14 protein-coding genes and 6 tRNA genes are annotated in these 18756 nt (G+C 41.5%); 16 read left to right on the top strand and 4 right to left on the bottom strand.

Annotated elements, in window-relative coordinates:
- Nucleotides 1–30: 30 nt before the first annotated feature.
- From xerD to I6F45_RS04615, 16 genes are all read left to right on the top strand, one after another.
- A complete protein-coding gene (xerD, locus tag I6F45_RS04690; RefSeq protein ID WP_024590718.1) occupies nt 31–957 on the top strand; it encodes a site-specific tyrosine recombinase XerD in 927 nt (308 codons plus the stop codon).
- A gap of 63 nt (nt 958–1020) precedes the next feature.
- Nucleotides 1021–1749 (top strand): bifunctional protein-disulfide isomerase/oxidoreductase DsbC, encoded by a 729-nt coding sequence (gene dsbC, locus I6F45_RS04685; RefSeq protein ID WP_007583768.1) that lies wholly within the window; start codon nt 1021–1023, stop codon nt 1747–1749.
- A gap of 81 nt (nt 1750–1830) precedes the next feature.
- A complete protein-coding gene (recJ, locus tag I6F45_RS04680; RefSeq protein WP_007583770.1) occupies nt 1831–3552 on the top strand; it encodes a single-stranded-DNA-specific exonuclease RecJ in 1722 nt (573 codons plus the stop codon).
- A gap of 143 nt (nt 3553–3695) precedes the next feature.
- Nucleotides 3696–4794 (top strand): peptide chain release factor 2 gene (gene prfB, locus I6F45_RS04675; RefSeq protein ID WP_165727224.1). Its coding sequence is split into 2 segments (ribosomal slippage): nt 3696–3770 and nt 3772–4794, totalling 1098 coding nucleotides; the frame shifts between segments, so codons are not numbered across the junction.
- Between the two features lie 26 nt (nt 4795–4820).
- On the top strand, nt 4821–6356 hold the full coding sequence (gene lysS / locus I6F45_RS04670; RefSeq protein ID WP_165727225.1) for a lysine--tRNA ligase: 1536 nt from the start codon (nt 4821–4823) through the stop codon (nt 6354–6356).
- 331 nt (nt 6357–6687) lie between these two features.
- A complete protein-coding gene (locus I6F45_RS04665) occupies nt 6688–6870 on the top strand; it encodes a hypothetical protein (RefSeq protein WP_165727226.1) in 183 nt (60 codons plus the stop codon).
- Between the two features lie 128 nt (nt 6871–6998).
- Nucleotides 6999–7091: transfer RNA gene (locus tag I6F45_RS04660), tRNA-Ser, on the top strand.
- A 38-nt stretch (nt 7092–7129) separates the two neighbouring features.
- A tRNA-Arg gene (locus I6F45_RS04655) sits at nt 7130–7206 on the top strand.
- Nucleotides 7207–7280: 74 nt separating this feature from the next.
- A tRNA-Arg gene (locus I6F45_RS04650) sits at nt 7281–7357 on the top strand.
- 51 nt (nt 7358–7408) lie between these two features.
- Nucleotides 7409–7485 (top strand) — tRNA-Arg (locus tag I6F45_RS04645).
- Nucleotides 7486–7536: 51 nt separating this feature from the next.
- Nucleotides 7537–7613, top strand: a tRNA-Arg gene (locus tag I6F45_RS04640).
- A 115-nt stretch (nt 7614–7728) separates the two neighbouring features.
- Nucleotides 7729–7805, top strand: a tRNA-Arg gene (locus tag I6F45_RS04635).
- A gap of 1703 nt (nt 7806–9508) precedes the next feature.
- Nucleotides 9509–10684 (top strand): exo-beta-N-acetylmuramidase NamZ family protein, encoded by a 1176-nt coding sequence (locus I6F45_RS04630; protein WP_197159793.1) that lies wholly within the window; start codon nt 9509–9511, stop codon nt 10682–10684.
- A gap of 9 nt (nt 10685–10693) precedes the next feature.
- Nucleotides 10694–12352 carry a penicillin binding protein PBP4B gene (pbp4b, locus tag I6F45_RS04625; RefSeq protein ID WP_197159791.1) on the top strand — a complete coding sequence of 553 codons (1659 nt, stop codon included), beginning with the start codon at nt 10694–10696 and terminating at the stop codon, nt 12350–12352.
- 190 nt (nt 12353–12542) lie between these two features.
- Nucleotides 12543–13919: a Na+/H+ antiporter NhaC family protein gene (locus I6F45_RS04620; RefSeq protein WP_165740614.1), complete on the top strand. Its 1377-nt coding sequence runs from the start codon at nt 12543–12545 to the stop codon at nt 13917–13919.
- A gap of 462 nt (nt 13920–14381) precedes the next feature.
- On the top strand, nt 14382–16124 hold the full coding sequence (locus I6F45_RS04615; RefSeq protein WP_197159788.1) for a potassium/proton antiporter: 1743 nt from the start codon (nt 14382–14384) through the stop codon (nt 16122–16124).
- A gap of 192 nt (nt 16125–16316) precedes the next feature.
- Here I6F45_RS04615 and I6F45_RS04610 read toward each other — a convergent pair whose 3' ends face one another.
- The 4 genes from I6F45_RS04610 to I6F45_RS04595 are packed head-to-tail and all read right to left on the bottom strand — an operon-like array spanning nt 16317 to nt 18718.
- A complete protein-coding gene (locus I6F45_RS04610; protein WP_197159785.1) occupies nt 16317–16787 on the bottom strand; it encodes a DUF4760 domain-containing protein in 471 nt (156 codons plus the stop codon).
- Nucleotides 16788–16847: 60 nt separating this feature from the next.
- Nucleotides 16848–17480 carry a hypothetical protein gene (locus I6F45_RS04605; protein ID WP_197159783.1) on the bottom strand — a complete coding sequence of 211 codons (633 nt, stop codon included), beginning with the start codon at nt 17478–17480 and terminating at the stop codon, nt 16848–16850.
- Nucleotides 17467–18075, bottom strand: a complete 609-nt coding sequence (locus I6F45_RS04600) for a sigma-70 family RNA polymerase sigma factor (RefSeq protein ID WP_165727234.1) — start codon at nt 18073–18075, stop codon at nt 17467–17469. The genes I6F45_RS04605 and I6F45_RS04600 overlap by 14 nt, the downstream gene beginning before the upstream one ends.
- Nucleotides 18076–18088: 13 nt before the next feature.
- Nucleotides 18089–18718, bottom strand: coding sequence for an energy transducer TonB (locus tag I6F45_RS04595; RefSeq protein ID WP_165727235.1), 630 nt, complete (start codon nt 18716–18718; stop codon nt 18089–18091).
- Between the last annotated feature and the right edge of the window lie 38 nt (nt 18719–18756).

Genomic DNA, 18756 nt, shown 5'->3' with positions numbered 1-18756 from the left:
TGATACCTTAGCAAAGCATGAGAGCATAATGTGACAACGCTATCTGACGATTCTTTTGAAAATAACAGCAGTATGAGCAGTAATAGCGACTACCTAGAAACTTTTTTAGATAGCCTGTACTTAGAACAAGGCGTAAGCGAAAACACATTAAGTGCTTATCGCAGTGATTTAGATAAGTTTTGCCTATTTTTAAAGGGCGAAAATTTAATGACGGTAACAGGGCTTGATGTTGAAAGTTACTTAGCGCACCGAGTCGATTTAGGCTTAAAACCACGCAGTACGGCACGCAGTATTAGTGCGCTAAAGCGTTTTTATCAGTACTTTGTGCGCGAAAAACTAATTAGCGACACCCCCATGCTAAATATTTCTCAGCCAAAAGCAGGGCAGTCGTTACCTAAAACACTCTCAGAGGCCGAAGTTGAGGCATTATTAAATGCGCCTAATACCGAAGAAGCGATGGGACTGCGCGATAAAGCCATGCTAGAGCTACTTTATGCAACGGGTTTGCGTGTAAGTGAGCTTGTTGGACTGCGCATGGAGCAAATTAATTTGCGCCAAGCAGTGGTGTTTGTAAAAGGTAAAGGTAATAAAGAGCGCTTAGTTCCACTGGGTGAAGAAGCCATGTATTGGCTTGAGCAATTTTTAAAGGGTGGGCGTGCGCAAATGATAAAACATGCCACCGATTTTGTGTTCCCATCTAAACGCGGAGTAGGCATGACGCGACAAACCTTTTGGCATAGAATTAAACACTATGCTATTTTGGCAGCAGTTGAGTCTCCATTATCGCCCCATACTATGCGCCATGCTTTTGCTACGCACTTATTAAATCATGGGGCAGATTTACGTGTGGTACAAATGATGTTGGGCCATAGCGATTTATCAACGACGCAAATTTATACCCATGTTGCCAATGAACGGTTAAAGTCGGTACATGCAGAGCATCATCCGCGTGCGTAAGTTTGAAAGTAAATATCATTAAGCCGGTCAATATATTAAGTATTTTTAGGATAGAGAGAAGTTATGAAAAAATTAATGTTAGCAGGTGCCATGTTGTGCACAAGTATTAGTGCATTTGCAAATGGCGTTGCTGTAACACCAGATGCTAATGATCCTATTATTACTAAATTTGCCGAGCTTGGTGTAACTGTAAAGCAAATTAACCCAAGTCCAGTAACGGGTTTAAAAGAATTGATTACTAACAAGGGCGTGCTTTACGCAAGTCCAGACGGTCAATATTTAATGCAAGGTACGTTAATTGATTTAAATAATCGTAATAACCTAACAGAGCAAGCATTAAATGGCGTGCGTGTTGAAGGTCTTAAAGAATACGAAGAGTCGATGATTGTGTACAAAGCGCCAAACGAAAAACACAGCATTACTGTATTTACCGACATTAGCTGTGGTTACTGTCGTAAATTACACCGCGAGTTAGACGATTTACTTGATGCGGGTATTACCGTTAAGTACTTAGCGTTTCCACGTGGTGGCTTACAAGGTTCAGGTTACGCAGATTTAATGAACGTATGGTGTGCACGCGATCAGCAAGAAGCACTAACAGAAGCTAAATCGGGCACAAGCACTAAAGTAGTTGCAGGCTGTAGCGCACCGGTTGCAGAGCATTACCAATTAGGTCAAAGCTTTGGTATTAGCGGCACACCCGCTATTATTTTAGAAGATGGTACAATGATCCCTGGTTACCAGCCAGCAGCAGCACTAAAAGCAGCATTAGAAGCGAACAAAGCGTCGTAATTAAACGCTTAGTTATTATTAAAAAGGCCTTAATGGCCTTTTTTTGTCTTTTTAATACGACTCAATAAGTTAAAACCCTGCATGAAAAAACTAATCATTGCGCGTGAAAACGTTGACGACTCGCATCTGCCGAGTAATTTACACCCTGTAATTAAACAAATTTATGCTAACCGCAATGTATTCAATGCCGAAGAGCTAAATAACAGCGTAGCTACGCTTCACGACTTCAAATTGTTTAAAGACATCGACAAAGCCAGCGACTTATTAATTGAAGCATTAAAAGCGCAAAGCCAAATATTAATAGTTGGCGACTTTGATGCCGATGGCGCAACAAGCACTGCAACATTAATGCAAGGCCTTGAGATGTTTGGCTTTAAGCATTTAGATTACTTAATTCCTGACAGGTTTAGCTTAGGATATGGCTTAAGCCCCGCGCTTGCTGAGCAAATAGTGCAAATTAAGCCTGATTTAGTGATCACCGTAGATAACGGCATATCGTGTATTGCTGGTATTGATATTTTAAAAGCGGTTGGCATAAAAGTGCTGGTAACAGATCATCACTTACAAGGTGAACAGCTGCCAAATGCCGATGCAATCGTAAATCCAAATAGGCACGAATGTGATTTTCCGTCTAAATCTATTGCAGGCGTTGGCGTTGCTTTTTACTTATTAATAGCGCTGAGAAGCGTAATGCGAGATCTAGGTTATTTTGAGCAGCAACCGCCGCCTAATTTAGCTAACTTGCTCGACATTGTAGCGCTTGGTACGGTTGCTGATGTAGTGGCACTTGATGCAAATAACCGTACCTTAGTACACCAAGGTTTAGCACGTATTCGCAGTGGTAAAACACGCCCAGGCATTACCGCGCTAATTGAAGTGGCTAATCGCAATGCTGCCCGCTTAAGTGCAAGCGACTTTGGCTTTTCACTTGCACCGCGTTTAAATGCAGCAGGGCGATTAGACGACATGAGTTTGGGTATAGCGTGCTTGCTTAGCACCGATATAAACCAAGCGCGTAGTATTGCGGGCGAGCTCGATAGCTTAAACTTTGCAAGGCGCGAAATAGAACAAGGCATGCAAGCCGAGGCGCAAGCCGTGCTTGATAGGCTCGCATTTAGCGACGATAACATCCCTGATGCAATTTGTTTGTTTCAAGACGATTGGCATCAAGGTGTTATTGGAATTTTGGCTGGTCGCTTAAAAGAAAAATACCACCGCCCAACAGTTATATTTGCTGGTGGCGAAAACGGTGAAATTAAAGGCTCGTGCCGCTCTATTGAAGGGCTACACATGCGCGATTTACTCGAAGGGCTTAATACAGCCGACCCACACTTGATTAATAAATTTGGTGGCCATGCCATGGCAGCCGGCTTAAGTATTAACGAGCAACACTTTAACGACTTTAAAAAAGCGTTTGATGCCGCAGTTAGCGCGCAACTGAGTGAAGAAAGTAAACGCTGTATTGTATTTACCGACGGTGAGCTGCCAAACGACTGCTTTACGATGGAATTTGCCCAGCTATTAAAGCAATCGGGCCCGTGGGGTCAGCAATTCCCTGAGCCGGTGTTTGAGCATACCTTTGAAGTAATACAGCAGCGCATAGTAGGCGAAAAGCATTTAAAGCTCGTGTTAAAACATCAATCAGGTCGTTTAGTTGATGCCATTGCTTTTGGTATTGATGTAAAAGAATGGCCAGATACTGAGGCGAAGTTTGTAAAAGTAGCGTACCAGCTCGATATAAATGAGTTTAGAGGTAAATTTACGCTGCAATTAATAGTTAGAGAGCTTGAAAAAGTGCACTAAAAAATATGTAATATCATGCATAAAATGCTAATAAAGCGCGCGGTTTTTTGTTAAAATCGGGCGTTTTTATCATTTGACGATAATTTATTGCGAAAATCCCATTTTAAGGGGCGCAATTACCTAGCCATTTTGGAGTGATGTACATGTTTGAAGTGAATCCTGTGATTAATCAAATCAAGGAAATTCGCGAACGTACTGAATTGCTTCGGGGGTACCTTTGACTACGCTCTTAAACAAGAACGCTTAGAAGAAGTTAACGCCGAGCTTGAAGATTCAGCCGTATGGAATGAGCCTGAACGCGCACAAGCGCTTGGCCGTGAAAAATCAGCATTGGAAGCGGTTGTTGAAACAATCGACAACCTTGTAGCCGGTACAGACGACGTTGAAGGCTTACTTGAGCTAGCAGTAGAAGCTGAAGACGAAGATACCTTTGTTGAAGCACAAACTGAACTTGCTGATTTAAACGAGCAGTTAGAAGGTTTAGAGTTTCGTCGTATGTTTAGCGGTCCTCACGACTCAAACGATGCTTATCTTGATTTACAATCGGGTTCTGGCGGTACTGAAGCTCAAGACTGGTGTAATATTTTACTTCGTATGTATTTACGCTGGGGCGAAGCTAAAGGCTTTAAAGTTGAGCTAGTTGAAGCGACCGACGGCGACGTAGCCGGTATTAAAGGCGCAACAGTTCGCTTTGTTGGCGAATATGCTTACGGTTGGTTACGTACCGAAACTGGCGTGCATCGCTTAGTGCGTAAAAGCCCATTTGACTCAAGTGGTCGTCGTCATACTTCATTTGCTTCTGCGTTTGTATACCCAGAAGTTGACGATAATATTGAAATTGATATGAATCCGTCAGACCTACGTATAGACGTTTACCGTGCATCAGGCGCGGGTGGTCAGCACGTTAACACCACCGAATCGGCGGTTCGTATTACGCACGTACCAACAAATACCGTAGTGCAGTGTCAAAACGAGCGTTCGCAGCATAAAAATAAAGCCCAAGCGATGAAGCAGTTAAAAGCTAAATTATTTGAGCTTGAGCTACAACAGCAAAATGCTGAAAAACAAACGCAAGAAGACGCGAAATCTGATATTGGTTGGGGTAGTCAAATTCGTTCATACGTACTTGATGACGCACGCATTAAAGATTTACGTACAGGCGTTGAAAACCGCAATACCCAATCGGTACTTGACGGTAACTTAGATAAATTTATTGAAGCCAGCCTTAAATCTGGCCTATAACCACCAAGCTAATAAAGAGCTAAAAAATGACTGATAAAATCCAAGACGAAAACAAGTTAATCGCTGAGCGTCGCGGCAAGTTAGACGCTATACGCGAAAATTGCCCAGCCAACGGTCATCCAAACCAATTCCGTCGTGAGCATTACACGGCTGATTTGCAAGCCCAGTTTGGTGATAAGAGCAAAGAAGAATTAGTAGAGATGCAAGAAGTTGTGTCTATCGCTGGCCGTATTTTAGCAAAGCGTGGACCGTTTTTTGTAATTCAAGACATGAAAGGTCGCGTACAAGCGTATGCATCTAAAGATGTTCAAAAAGATCTTAAAGAAAAATATGGTCAACTAGACACTGGCGATATTATTGGTGTTAAAGGTGCGCTAAATAAATCGGGTAAAGGCGATTTATACGTAGAAATGACTGAGTATCAATTATTAACTAAGTCACTTCGTCCGTTGCCTGAAAAATTCCATGGCTTATCAGATCAAGAAACAAAGTACCGCCAACGTTACGTTGATTTAATTACCAACGAAGCAACGCGCGAAACATTCCGTATTCGCTCGCAAGTAGTTGAAGGCATTCGTCGCTTTTTAGCAGACCGTGACTTTATGGAAGTAGAAACACCTATGCTACAGGTTATACCTGGCGGTGCATCTGCGCGTCCGTTTGTAACTCACCATAACGCGCTTGATATCGACATGTACTTACGTATAGCGCCTGAGCTTTACTTAAAGCGCTTAGTGGTAGGTGGTTTTGACCGTGTATTCGAAATTAACCGTAACTTCCGTAACGAAGGGTTATCTACGCGTCACAATCCAGAATTCACAATGATTGAATTTTACCAAGCATACGCTGATTACATCGACCTGATGAACATCACCGAAGACATGCTACGTACAGTTGCAGAAAACGTACTTGGTAGTGCAGTTGTAGTTAATACAACTAAAGACGAAAACGGCGAAGTGATTGACTCAGTAGAGTACGACTTTGGCCAACCGTTTACACGTTTAAGCATGGCGGACGCTATCTTAAAATATAACCCTGAGTTTGATGCTGCGGTATTTAATGACCCAGAAAACCACTTTGACGAATTAAAAGCGTACGCTAAACAAGTGCACGTTAAAATTCCAGAAAACTGCGTTTGGGGGCCTGGTAAGTTCTTGTGTGAAATATTTGAAGAAACAGCAGAGCACATGCTTATTCAACCTACGTTTATTACTGGCTACCCGTGGGAAGTATCGCCACTTGCACGCCGTAACGACGACAATGCATTTGTTACAGACCGTTTTGAATTTTTTGTTGGCGGTCGTGAGCTTGCAAATGGTTTCTCTGAGCTTAACGATGCACAAGATCAAGCTGAGCGCTTTACTCGCCAAGTTGAAGAGAAAGACGCAGGCGATGATGAAGCAATGCATTACGATGAAGACTACATACGCGCACTTGAGTACGGCTTACCGCCAACTGCAGGTGAAGGTATTGGTATTGACCGTTTAGTAATGTTGTTTACTGACTCATCAACAATTAAAGACGTTATTTTGTTCCCGCATATGCGTCCACAAGCTGACTAAGCTTTGGGTAGAGCAAAGTAAGTTAATAAACGCCGCTTAATAGCGGCGTTTTTTTGTTTTTTAAATCGGCTTTTGTTATTTTAGTTAATAAGTACTACACTAAAAATTAAATGTAGTTATTAGTACTGGTTAATGTGCAATTCAGCTTCGCTAATTTATTGTTATTGGCAGTTTTAATATTAAAACTAACAGTGCTATAACTTTTTAGTATGATTGTTTTTTAAACATATGTTGTATTAATGTAAAGGTTTTAGCTAAAATACGCACGAAATTTAAACTGCTTAGCATTTAGCAGATCAATATAGATTCTTAAAGGACTTAGAATAATAGTATGAAAGATAAACGAGTAGATGATTTATCAGAAGAATGCACAACAGAGCAAGAACGAGATGCTTACTACCGTGCTTGTATTGCCGAATTTCAACAATTAGGTTACCAAGAACAGTATTTGGCTCAGTTAACGGATGACTTAGTTCCTGTGCTAGGTGTTAATCCTTCAAATAAAAATACGTAACCCGCTTAAATTTCAAACTAATTACACTTTTAAACCAAGCATATGTGCAATCTGTAACCATATAGTCGTTTTTGGTAGAAAAGTGTTTGACATATTTTCTGAAATCTTTATTATACGCCCCACAAGACGGAGAGGTGTCCGAGTGGCCGAAGGAGCTCCCCTGCTAAGGGAGTATAGAGTTTGTAGCTCTATCGAGGGTTCGAATCCCTCCCTCTCCACCATTTCTTTTAATGGCGTGTTTTGTAAAGTTTTAAAGTATGGGTGCATAGCTCAGCTGGATAGAGTACTCGGCTACGAACCGAGCGGTCGGAGGTTCGAATCCTCCTGCGCCCACCATACTTTAATAACTCTGCTTAGAGTCTAAATAAGAAAAAGCTCTACTTAGAGTTAAAATAAGTAAACTATAAAGTGGGTGCATAGCTCAGCTGGATAGAGTACTCGGCTACGAACCGAGCGGTCGGAGGTTCGAATCCTCCTGCGCCCACCACTTTATAGACTCTCACTTAGAGTAAAAACAAGTAATAGTAAAAATGAAAGTGGGTGCATAGCTCAGCTGGATAGAGTACTCGGCTACGAACCGAGCGGTCGGAGGTTCGAATCCTCCTGCGCCCACCACTTTATAGACTCTCACTTAGAGTAAAAACAAGTAATAGTAAAAATGAAAGTGGGTGCATAGCTCAGCTGGATAGAGTACTCGGCTACGAACCGAGCGGTCGGAGGTTCGAATCCTCCTGCGCCCACCACTTTCATGTTTTCATACACTTTTAAGTGTAAGAAAAATAAACCGATGGAAATCGGTTTTTTTATGCCTGAATTTATACGCTCTGCTTAGAGTTTAAATAAGCAATCTATGAAAGTGGGTGCATAGCTCAGCTGGATAGAGTACTCGGCTACGAACCGAGCGGTCGGAGGTTCGAATCCTCCTGCGCCCACCACTTTCATAACAAGCCGACATTAAGTCGGTTTTTTTGTGCCTGAAATAAAGTGAAATGTAAACTACCACTCCTGTAGCCGCAGAGCTTGCTCGCGTGAGAAGCGCAGCTTCTAATCACTTACAATCGATATAACCAGACTTTATTTACGAGCTACGCTCGTCGCGTCAGCAAGCTGCACGCCTACAAGTAAAAACAGCTCTAATCTTTAAATCCAAACCCCGAGTTTAATAATCCGTTGTAGCCGCAGAGCTTGCTCGCGTGAGAAGCACAGCTTCTAATCACTTACCACCGATATAACCGATACTTTATTTACGAACGTTGCTCGTCGCGTCAGGAAGTTGCACGCCTACAAATAAAACCAGCTCTAATTTTTAAATCCAAACACCGAGATTATTTATCCGTTGTAGCCGGAGAGCTTGCTCGCGTGAGAAGCGAAACTTCTAATTACTAACCACCAATATAACCGATACTTTATTTACGAGCTACGCTCGTCGCGTCAGCAAGCTGCACGGCTACAAGTAAAAATAGCTCTAATCTTTAAATCCAAACCCCGAGCTTATTTATCCGTTGTAGCCGCAGAGCTTGCTCGCGTGAGAAGCGAAGCTTCTAATCACTTACCACCGATATAACTCAGACTTTATTTACGAACGTTGCTCGTCGCGTCAGCAAGCTGTACGGCTACAAGTAAAACCAGCCCTAATCTTTAAATACAAACACCGAGCTTATTTATTCGTTGTAGACGCTGAGCTTGCTCGCGTGAGAAGCGCAGCTTCTAATTACTTACTATCGATATAACTCAGACTTTATTTACGAGCTACGCTCGTCGCGTCAGCAAGCTGCACGCCTACAAGTAAAACCAGCCCTAATCTTTAAATACAAACTCGAGTTTAATAATCTGTTGTAGCCGCTGAGCTTGCTCGCGTGAGAAGCGCAGCTTCTAATCACTTACCACTGATATAACTCAGACTTTATTTACGAGCTACGCTCGTCGCGTCAGCAAGCTGCACGCCTACAAATAAAACCAGCTCTAATTTTTAAATCCAAACTCGAGTTTAATAATCTGTTGTAGCCGCAGAGCTTGCTCGCGTGAGAAGCGAAGCTTCTAATTACTAACCACCAATATAACGGATACTTTATTTACGAGCTTTGCTCGTCGCGTTAGCAAGCTGCACGCCTACAAGTAAAACCAGTCCTAATCTTTAAATACAAACTCCGAGATTATTTATCCGTTGTAGCCGCAGAGCTTGCTCGCGTGAGAAGCACAGCTTCTAATCACTTACCACCGATATAACCGATACTTTATTTACGAACGTTGCTCGTCGCGTCAGCAAGCTGCACGCCTACAAGTAAAAACAGCTCTAATCTTTAAATCCAAACCCCGAGATTATTTATCCGTTGTAGCCGCAGAGCTTGCTCGCGTGAGAAGCGCAGCTTCTAATCACTTACCACCGATATAACCGATACTTTATTTACGAACGTTGCTCGTCGCGTCAGGAAGTTGCACGCCTACAAGTAAAACCAGCCCTAATCCTTAAATCCAAACCCCGAGTTTATTTGTCCGTTGTAGACGCTGAGCTTGCTCGCGTGAGAAGCGCAGCTTCTAATTATTATATCTATTCAAAACCTACTCGACCCCTTTCTAAAGCTGCTCTTTAATATTACCTATGTTATTTTAAACGCCTTGTTTAAAAGGATATTGCAGTATGTTTAAAACCGCATTTATTACTCTATTTTTATTTCTCAACGCCACTTTTATTTTCAGCGCACAAGCCAACGAATCTGAAAGCTCACTTGTTGTTGGTGCGCAGCAATATGCTAAATATTTACCAGAGTTAAAAAATAAACGCGTAGGGCTGGTAGTTAATCAAACATCAACGGTAGGGCAAACTCACTTAGTAGATGCTCTACTGACTAAAAGCATCAACATAACTAAAATTTTTGCACCAGAGCATGGTTTTAGAGGCGATCACGATGCAGGCGCACATGTAAAAAGTGCCGTTGATAATAAAACTGGTATTCCGCTTATTTCAATTTATGGTAAAAATAAAAAGCCAAACCAAGCTGCTCTAGCCGATGTTGATGTAATTATTTTTGATATTCAAGATGTGGGCGTACGTTTTTATACTTACATAAGCTCTATGCACTACATGATGGAAGCCGCTGCAGAGCAGGGGATAGAATTTTTAGTACTCGACAGACCAAATCCAAATATTGCCTACGTTGACGGACCAATATTAGAGCCGCAATTTAAATCGTTTGTAGGCATGCACCCCATTCCTGTTTTGCACGGTATGACCGTTGGCGAGCTTGCCAAAATGATCAAAGGCGAGGGCTGGATCAATAAAGCGGCCGATTTAAAACTAACCGTGATCCCTGTTGATCATTACACTCGCAAAAGTACGTATAGCTTGCCTGTAAAACCAAGCCCTAACTTACCAAATGACCAAGCGATTGCGCTTTATCCGTCGCTTTGCTTTTTTGAAGCAACGCCCGTAAGTATTGGTAGAGGCACCGATTTTGCGTTTCAAGTAATAGGCTATTCGCCAGTTGCATTAGGTGATTTTAATTTTACGCCGCGTGCAATTAAAGGTGCGGCTTTAAATCCTAAATTTAAAAACCAAACCGTACAAGGGCTCGATTTAAGACAGGCAAATATCACAGGCCTAAACTTAACTTACTTAATAAATGCGTACACGGAGCTTAGTAAAAGCAACATCTCGTTTTTTGAGCGCGCTGACTTTATGGATAAACTAGCGGGTACTAATAAATTGCGCTTAGCTATTGAAGCAGGGCAATCAGAGGCGCAAATAAAACAAAGTTGGCAGGCGGGGCTTGCGCAATTTAAAGCGCAAAGAGCGCCTTACTTGTTATATAAATAAGGGCTAAGCATGTTTATTGCTTTAAAAAATCAAAGGTGTAGTTATATAAAAAAAGCATTTATAGCGGCGTTAAGCTTTATTGTTGTGGGTTGTAGTACACCACCTGAGCCTATTAGCTCGGTGCTACCACTTACAAAAAGCCAACTTGTAGAACTGCCTAACGCACAAGTGGTTGTAACGTTTCCTGAGGTAAATCCAAGTAGCCGGTTTTATGTAAATAACCGAGGAACGTTTAAAGCTTACAAAGGGCGCGGGCAATTATTAATACAAAACCACAACGCACAAAGCGCCGATATTTACATTAATAATCAAAAGCTCGACGTTAACCAACTAAGCGCCAACACCTTATACAATTACAGCTTGGCAAAAAACACTCACAACGGCGTTAATACCTTTAAAGTTGAAAATATTCTCCCTGCTGGCGCAAGTTTAACGCTGCGTTTTGCATTTCCTACTTTAAGCGACGATCCAGTAAAAAATGTAGATTTTAGCGAAGTGGATGCGTTAATAAATCGCGATGTAAAAGCGGGTTTTCCTGGGGCTGTGTTGGCTGTTGTTAAAAATGGCGAGCTAATAAAGTTAACTGCTTATGGCGATGCAAAGCAATATCAGCAAAGTGACTTAATGCTGTTACGCCCGGAGCTAATGCAAACTAATACCTTGTTTGACCTTGCTTCAAACACCAAAATATTTGCCACCAACTTTGCCCTTATGAAATTAGTAAGCGAAGGGCTATTAAATATTAATAAACCCGTACAAAGCTACCTAAGCGAATATAAAGGCGAAGGGCGCTCACAACGCACAGTAAAAGATTTACTTACACACAGCGCCGGATATCCGCCAGTATTTGACTTTCACCGTAAAGATGGCAGCAATGGCGACGCGTTTTATTCGCTAAATAGTAAAACCACCAAACAGCTATTACTTACCAGCGTGCCTTTTAGCAGTGAATCATCTGGGCAGCCTATTTATTCAGATATTGATTACATGATTTTAGGCGTACTAATTGAGCGTATCACTGGGCAGCCCCTTGACCAATACCTAGAGCAGCACGTGTATGCGCCACTAAAATTAACTAACACGTTATTTAATCCACTTAAAAAAGGCTTTAAGCCGCAGCAATTTGCAGCCACCGAGCTTAGCGGCAACACACGAGACGGGCGTATTAAGTTTGATAATATTCGCACCACTGTTTTACAAGGCCAAGTGCATGACGAGCGCGCTTACTACTCGCTTGATGGCGTAGCAGGGCATGCGGGGCTATTTAGTAACGCTCATGACTTAGCCGTGCTTTGCCAGCTATTATTAAATAATGGTGGCTACGGCGACCAACAATTATTTAGTGCAAGCGCCTTAGCGCAATTTTTAACGCCGCAATCAAGCGACGAAACCTACGGGCTTGGCTTTAGGCTTGCTGGTAACAACCAAGCAAGGCGCTGGCATTTTGGCCCTTATGCAAGCGCGCAGGCTTATGGACACACAGGTTGGACGGGGACAGTGACCGTAATTGACCCCGCTTACGACTTAGCTATTGTTTTACTTACCAATGCTCGCCATAGTGCAATTAAAGGCTCGCTAAAGCGTTACGAATTTACAGGCAAACAATTTGAAACCGCACAGTACGGATCGGTAGTGTCGCTTATTTATGAAGCACTACTAAATCAATAAGCTATCGTATAGGTTAAAACGTACTAACTGTGCCACCTTAAGTGATTTATTTACAGGTGACTTGAGTAAGCCAATCCATTAAGCTAAGCGGTCTATAAAACTAAGCCGGTTTATGTTGTTAGGCTTAACAAATAAGCGTTAAAACGCGTACAAAGCGAGGCTACTCGCTAATAATTAAGGTTAACTTTTTATGCATTGGTATTCTATTTTACCGCCGCTAATTGCGATTGCTATCGTGTTTTGGCGAAAAGAAGTGATTATGGCGCTACTTGTTGCCGTTGCTTCTTCTGAGTTTTTACTCGCCTTGCAGGGCGAAGGTAATAGCTTGTTTGATACTTTTTTAAATACCATTGAACGTATTATTTCGGTTGCTAGTTCGCCAGGTAATACACGCATATTAATATTTAGTATTTTAATTGGTGCACTGCTTGCCTACATTCGTGAATCTGGCGGTGTGGCAGCAACGGTTAATATGCTAATGAACAAAGGTATTGCAAAAAGTAAGCGCCAAGTGGGCTTTTTAACCATGTTTACTGGCATAGCGGTATTTATAGAATCTAACCTGAGCGTACTTACCTCGGGTATTTTATCGCGTGGCTTATTCGACAAATTTAAAATGAGCCGAGCGCGACTAGCGTACATTATTGACAGCACCAGTGCGCCAGTGTGTATTTTAATACTACTTAACGGCTGGGGGGCATTTGTGCTTGGTTTGTTAGGTAATTACGAGCTAGGTGAGTCGGCCGTATCGGTATTATGGGGCAGCGTAGGGTATAACTTTTACGCCATAATTACCCTTGTCATTGTTTTTTACACCATCGCGTTTGATAAAGTGCACGGCCCTATGAAAGAAGCCGAAGAAAAACTAGAGCTTCAAACAACCGACTTAAAAGATGAAATAAAAGCCTCTAAAGCGCGTTACATGTTAATCCCGCTTATTACGCTCATTACCAGCATGGTTGGCTTTATGTATTACACTGGTAATGGTGTATTAGCAGAAGGCAGCGGTTCTAAATCAGTATTATACGCAACGGTTTTAGCCATTGTTGTTGCTTACTTTTTAATGATTGGTTCGCGTAAATTTACGCACCATCAATTAGTTGATACCGGTTTTAAAGGCATGGGCGAATTAATGCCACTGGTCGCCATTGTACTGCTTTCGCTTACACTTGGCGCAAGCTTAAAAGAGTTGGGTACTGGCGTATTTGTAGCGTCACTTGTTGGCGACTACCTACCTATTTACTTAATAGTACCTGTGCTGTTTTTAACTGGTGCGGTTATGTCGTTTACTACGGGTACATCGTGGGGCACGTTCGCTATATTAATCCCAATTGGTGTGCCACTTATTCAAGCGCTAGGTTTACCGCCATCGCTTGTGGTAGGTGCTATTTTGGGTGGTGGTATATTTGGCGATCATTGCTCGCCTATATCCGACACCAGCGCTGTATCGGCTATTGCATCGGGATGTGACTTACTCACCCATGTTAAAACGCAGCTACCGTATGCCTTATTTGGTGGTGGCCTTACGTTTTTAGCGTACTTAATAACAAGCATTATTGTTTTATAAAATACGATAGTTTAAATAGTTAAAAGCCTGCTTAATTGCAGGCTTTTTTGTTTTCAAAATAAATAAAGCTAATTAATATAGAGCCAAGCAATACCAAACTAAAAGGCTCTATAGTTATTAGAAAAACTATTTAATTATAGACTTAAGTACCCGTATTTATATTTTTTAGGTTATTGTATAGCATGAGCTTTAAGCTTTTTGTTAGCTATAAATTCTTACTTTTTAATACCAATTCGCTTAATTAAGTAATCTATTTTGAGGCTGGAAAAACGTATTGATAGCTAGGCAAAAAATTCGCTATTTAGTTGTTCTCGGCAATTGCTCCTGCATTGCTCTACCTTCTGCATCCATGCAGTCGTAAATGAGAATTTTTTAACGCAGGTAGCGACACGTTTAGCCCCGCAAAATGACTAAGTATTATTGCGGATTGGTATAATTCATATAAGGCTGTAAATCCACACTATGTTTGCAATTGATAATATCATTCTCGTTAGTGCCATTTTAATTTTACTTGGAGTGATCTCGAGCAAATTATCTGCACGCGTTGGCTTACCGGTGCTAGTACTATTTTTACTTGTAGGTATGCTCGCAGGTGAAGACGGTATTGCAGGTATTTCATTCGACAACGCAGAGGCCGCACATGCTTTGGGTACTCTCGCGCTTGCCATTATTCTATTTGATGGCGGTTTACAAACGCCTACCAGTTCAATAAAACAAGTGTGGAAACCCGCGTCTGCTTTAGCAACCGTCGGGGTGTTATTTACCGCTGTAATTACAGGCCTTGTGGCCACTTATATTTTAGATCTGCCCATATTACAAGGTGTATTACTGGGTGCTATTGTTGGCTCTACAGATGCCGCAGCAGTGTTTGCGCTTTTACGAAGTGCGGGTATTCACTTAAATAAAAAGCTTAAATCTACCCTTGAAATAGAAAGTGCCTCGAACGATCCAATGGCTATTTTTCTAACGGTTGGTTTGTTAGAAATGCTCGTTAATGACATGCCAATAGGGATGGAGTTACTGCAGTTATTTGCTCAGCAAATGGGTGTAGGCGCTATTTTTGGTCTTTTAATCGGTAAAGTATCGGTTTGGTTTATTAATCGAATTAAGTTAAATGCATCGGGTTTATATTTAGTCATGGTAACCGCATTCGGACTCCTCTCTTTTGGTCTTTCTGCAACGCTGGGCGGCAGTGGATTTTTAGCGGTATTTATAACGGGTGTTATTTTAGGTAACAGCAAATTTGTATATAAACGCGGTATTTTTCTGTTTCATGACGGCTTAGCATGGCTTGGGCAAATAACCATGTTTGTTGTATTAGGGCTCCTTATTAACCCATCGTCATTGGTTGATGTATGGTTAGAAGGATTGCTTATTGCACTGGCACTTATTTTTGTTGCTCGCCCATTAGCTGTAGCGCCTATTTTAAAACTGTTTGGCTTTAATAATCGCGAAACTTTGTTTGTATCTTGGGTTGGCCTTAGAGGCTCAGTACCCATTATTTTAGCTATATTCCCATTACTATTTGGCCTTTCAGGGGCAGAGCTTATTTTTAATGTGGTTTTTTTCGTGGTGTTAATTTCAGCCACGTTACAGGGTTCAACAATGCCTTGGATGGCTAAAAAACTAAATTTAGTAGAGCCGCCACCTGATCTCGCTGCTGCAACGCTCGAAATCACAGCACTAAACGATATTGATATAGAAATTGTAGAATACACTTTAAGTGACGTTTCGCGGGTTTCTGGGCGCAGCTTGTCACATGCTGCACTTCCTGAAAGTGTGGTTGTTGCTATGATCACTCGGGGTCCGTCAATCATACCGCCAAGAGGCTCAACTAAGTTAAAAGCAAACGATCATTTATTTGTTGTTTTAAAACCAGATAACAGGCCTTTTGTTGATTTAGTTTTTACAGCAACCGATAAAACAAACCATCAAGATAGCCACTTAGCGCACAACGAACTTAAAGTGAAAGGAGTAACGTTGGTAGGTGATATATTTTACTCTTATCACATGCATATAGACGCCCCAGAAGAGATAAGCTTGGAAGAAGTGATTAACCAAAAGCTTTCAGGAGAAGTCAGTAAAGGCGATATTGTTGTTATTGGAAATGTGCAAATACGCGTTATAACAATGGTACATACACGCATAGTTACTATTGGCTTAAAGTATTTAAACAATCCAGAAAAGCGACTTTTAAAACCGTAATTATTTACAATGATTTATTAAGTGGTGACAGCTCGCTTTTAGCTATGTAAATACTATCTCTTCTAACCAGCCTCAAGCTTTCTTTAAACTACTTGAGGCTGATATCTAGTTTTTTTCTTCACAACACCAAACAGATGTGTTGGGTTGATTAACACGAAACCCAACTCCTTTTTATTGCTCTAAAGCCCCATCCTATCTTCTTAATTTAATTAGTAGTTTTACTAATTCCTCATACTGTAACCATATTTCAGGGTTCTCTTTGTGAGTTCGACGATAGAAAATATATGCCTCGTACCTATGGTAACTATTAATTATTTCCTGACCTGATAGTGAGTTTAACGCTTTTATCTCATATGCCTTCAAATCCACTCCTGTAGCTAGCTGCTCATATTTATTCAGAATATGGTGAAGGGTTTCTTTAATATCGGATAAATTTACGACTTCCCTAACCTCATTAGCATGGAGCTTACCTGGGTATTTATTATTAAACTTAATAAGATACGGGATAACTTCTTGATGAAACTTCCCCCAATACTCTAAGGTTGATTTGATTCTCTCTTTTCTTGAGTTAACTATATAAATATAAATACCAAAAAGAAATGAGCATCCAGTAAACAGTACAGCGATTACTTTACTTATTTCTATGATGTAATTTAATTCCATTTTGATTACTCCGTGCAATTATTTTAATCTTAGCTAAATATTAGGTTAAGTTAGATATAACTAAGCCCCACATTGCCTAACCCCAACTCCCGCATGTTTAAGCGCTATAATTTGCCCCTTACCGTTATGCGCCATAGCGAGCATATCACCCGTATTTAGACCACTTTCTACCGCATGCTTACCCTTTAAATCACTTAACAGCGAATGCTTAATTTGCACTAGCACCTCGTCATTACAGCTGGCTATGTACCAGTCGTTGTCGACCTTCACGAGTGTGCCGTATTCTACAATGCGTTGTTGGTGGCGACGTAAATCGTTAGCTAATTGACTGTCGAGCGCGTGCTTTTGCTCTTTAATAGAGCTTGCGTAGCTGCCTGCTTGGTTTATTTCGTGTGTTTTAATAATTGAATAGTCGTGAATGTCTATAGTTTTAAATACGCTGTTAAGTACGGTTTTAGGTGCAGTATTTATTATGTCGTTATTATCAAACACAATAAAGGAGAACACACCAAGCGCACAGGCAAGGCTGGTTAGTTGTAGCGTAAAACTAAGCCTTGTGGGCTTTTTAGGCTTTATATGTGTGGCTTTTTTGAGTAGCGCTTTTTGCTGGGTAGCGCTGAGTGTAGTGCGTGCTTTTCGCTCTTTGTAGTGTTGTGTGAGCTTTTGATCGAACGGCTCATCAGGCTTGTTCATTGCTTGCTCCTAATAAACGTTTAAGGTTTTGTTTGGCGTAGCGCAGCCTTGTTTTAATGGTTTCAGCATTGCTATGCGTTATAAGTTCTATGTCGGTGAGCGAAAAGCCTTCTTGTTGTAATGTTATGGCTTCGCGCTGTACAAAGCTAAGTTGTTTTAGGGCGGCGTCGAATGCGTCATAACTTATGTTTGAGCTGCCTATATGCGAGTCACCACTAGTTAAGTCACTGCTATTTAAGTCGCTTTCGCTTTTATGATTTTGTGCTGGTAAGTGCGTGCTTTCGTCAAGCTCTACAAAGTGCTGTTGCTTGCGGTATTCGTCAATGAGTGTGTTGCGGGCAAGTTTAAATAACCACGCTTTGGGTGTGGTTTGTGCTTGGTAAAGGTGGCGTTTTTCGATTACTTTTAGCCATGTTTGTTGGCTTACGTCGTATGCTAAATGCGTATTAGATTGCGTAATAAGGTAGTGGTATAAGTCGTTACTGTAGAGGGCAATAAGCTGCTCTAAGTAACGATTGTCGCCACTTTTTGCGTAACTTGCCATGCAGTCCTTGCTTGGCGTTTCAAATAACCATGACTTAATACTTAGTAGCATAGGCTCATCGCTTTTATTGTTGTAATTTGAAGTCGAGTTGTACGGTTTGACCTGTTTGTAATTGTGCCACACCTTCAATTACTTTGGGGCGATATTTCCAGCGTTTAATAGCTCTTATTGCTTCGCGGTCAAAGGTGCGTTTTGGCTCGGCGTTAATAACTACTGGGTCGATTACTTCCCCTGTTGGCGAAATACTAAAGCTTAGTTGTACCCAACCTTCAATGCCATCGCGCGCGGCTGTGGTTGGGTATTTAGGGTTTATGCGCACTATGGGTGTTGCATCCCCTGTTGGGCGATTAATGGTGTTATTTATGTCGCCACCAAAATCGTCAATCATCACTGGCGTAAAGTCGCTAATTGCAAGCACAGGATCGGCTGATGTATCAAGCGGTGGAGCTTTTGGCGGCACTTTAGGCATTGGCGGTGGCGGCTGTATTTTTTGTATATGCCTTAGCTTTGAATCCTCAGGCGCTTGAAAAATCTCTACTATAATATCGTCCCCAGGTTTAACCGGTGCGCGTTGCTCGCCACTTATTAAATATTGCATAAACGCAAAAGCTGCAAAGGTCATTACTGCACCGCCAATAACGGCGGTTGATGTTTTAATAAATACTGGGTTGTTAGGTACTTCAAGTGTGTGCATAAGCCGCTCCAAATTTTATTGATCACAACAATTAGGGT

The organism is Pseudoalteromonas sp. SWYJZ19, assembly GCF_015864375.1.
Classification (GTDB): domain Bacteria; phylum Pseudomonadota; class Gammaproteobacteria; order Enterobacterales; family Alteromonadaceae; genus Pseudoalteromonas; species Pseudoalteromonas arctica.
Note: the sequence above shows the minus strand (reverse complement) of the source record. Positions and strands in the feature narration are given on the sequence as shown.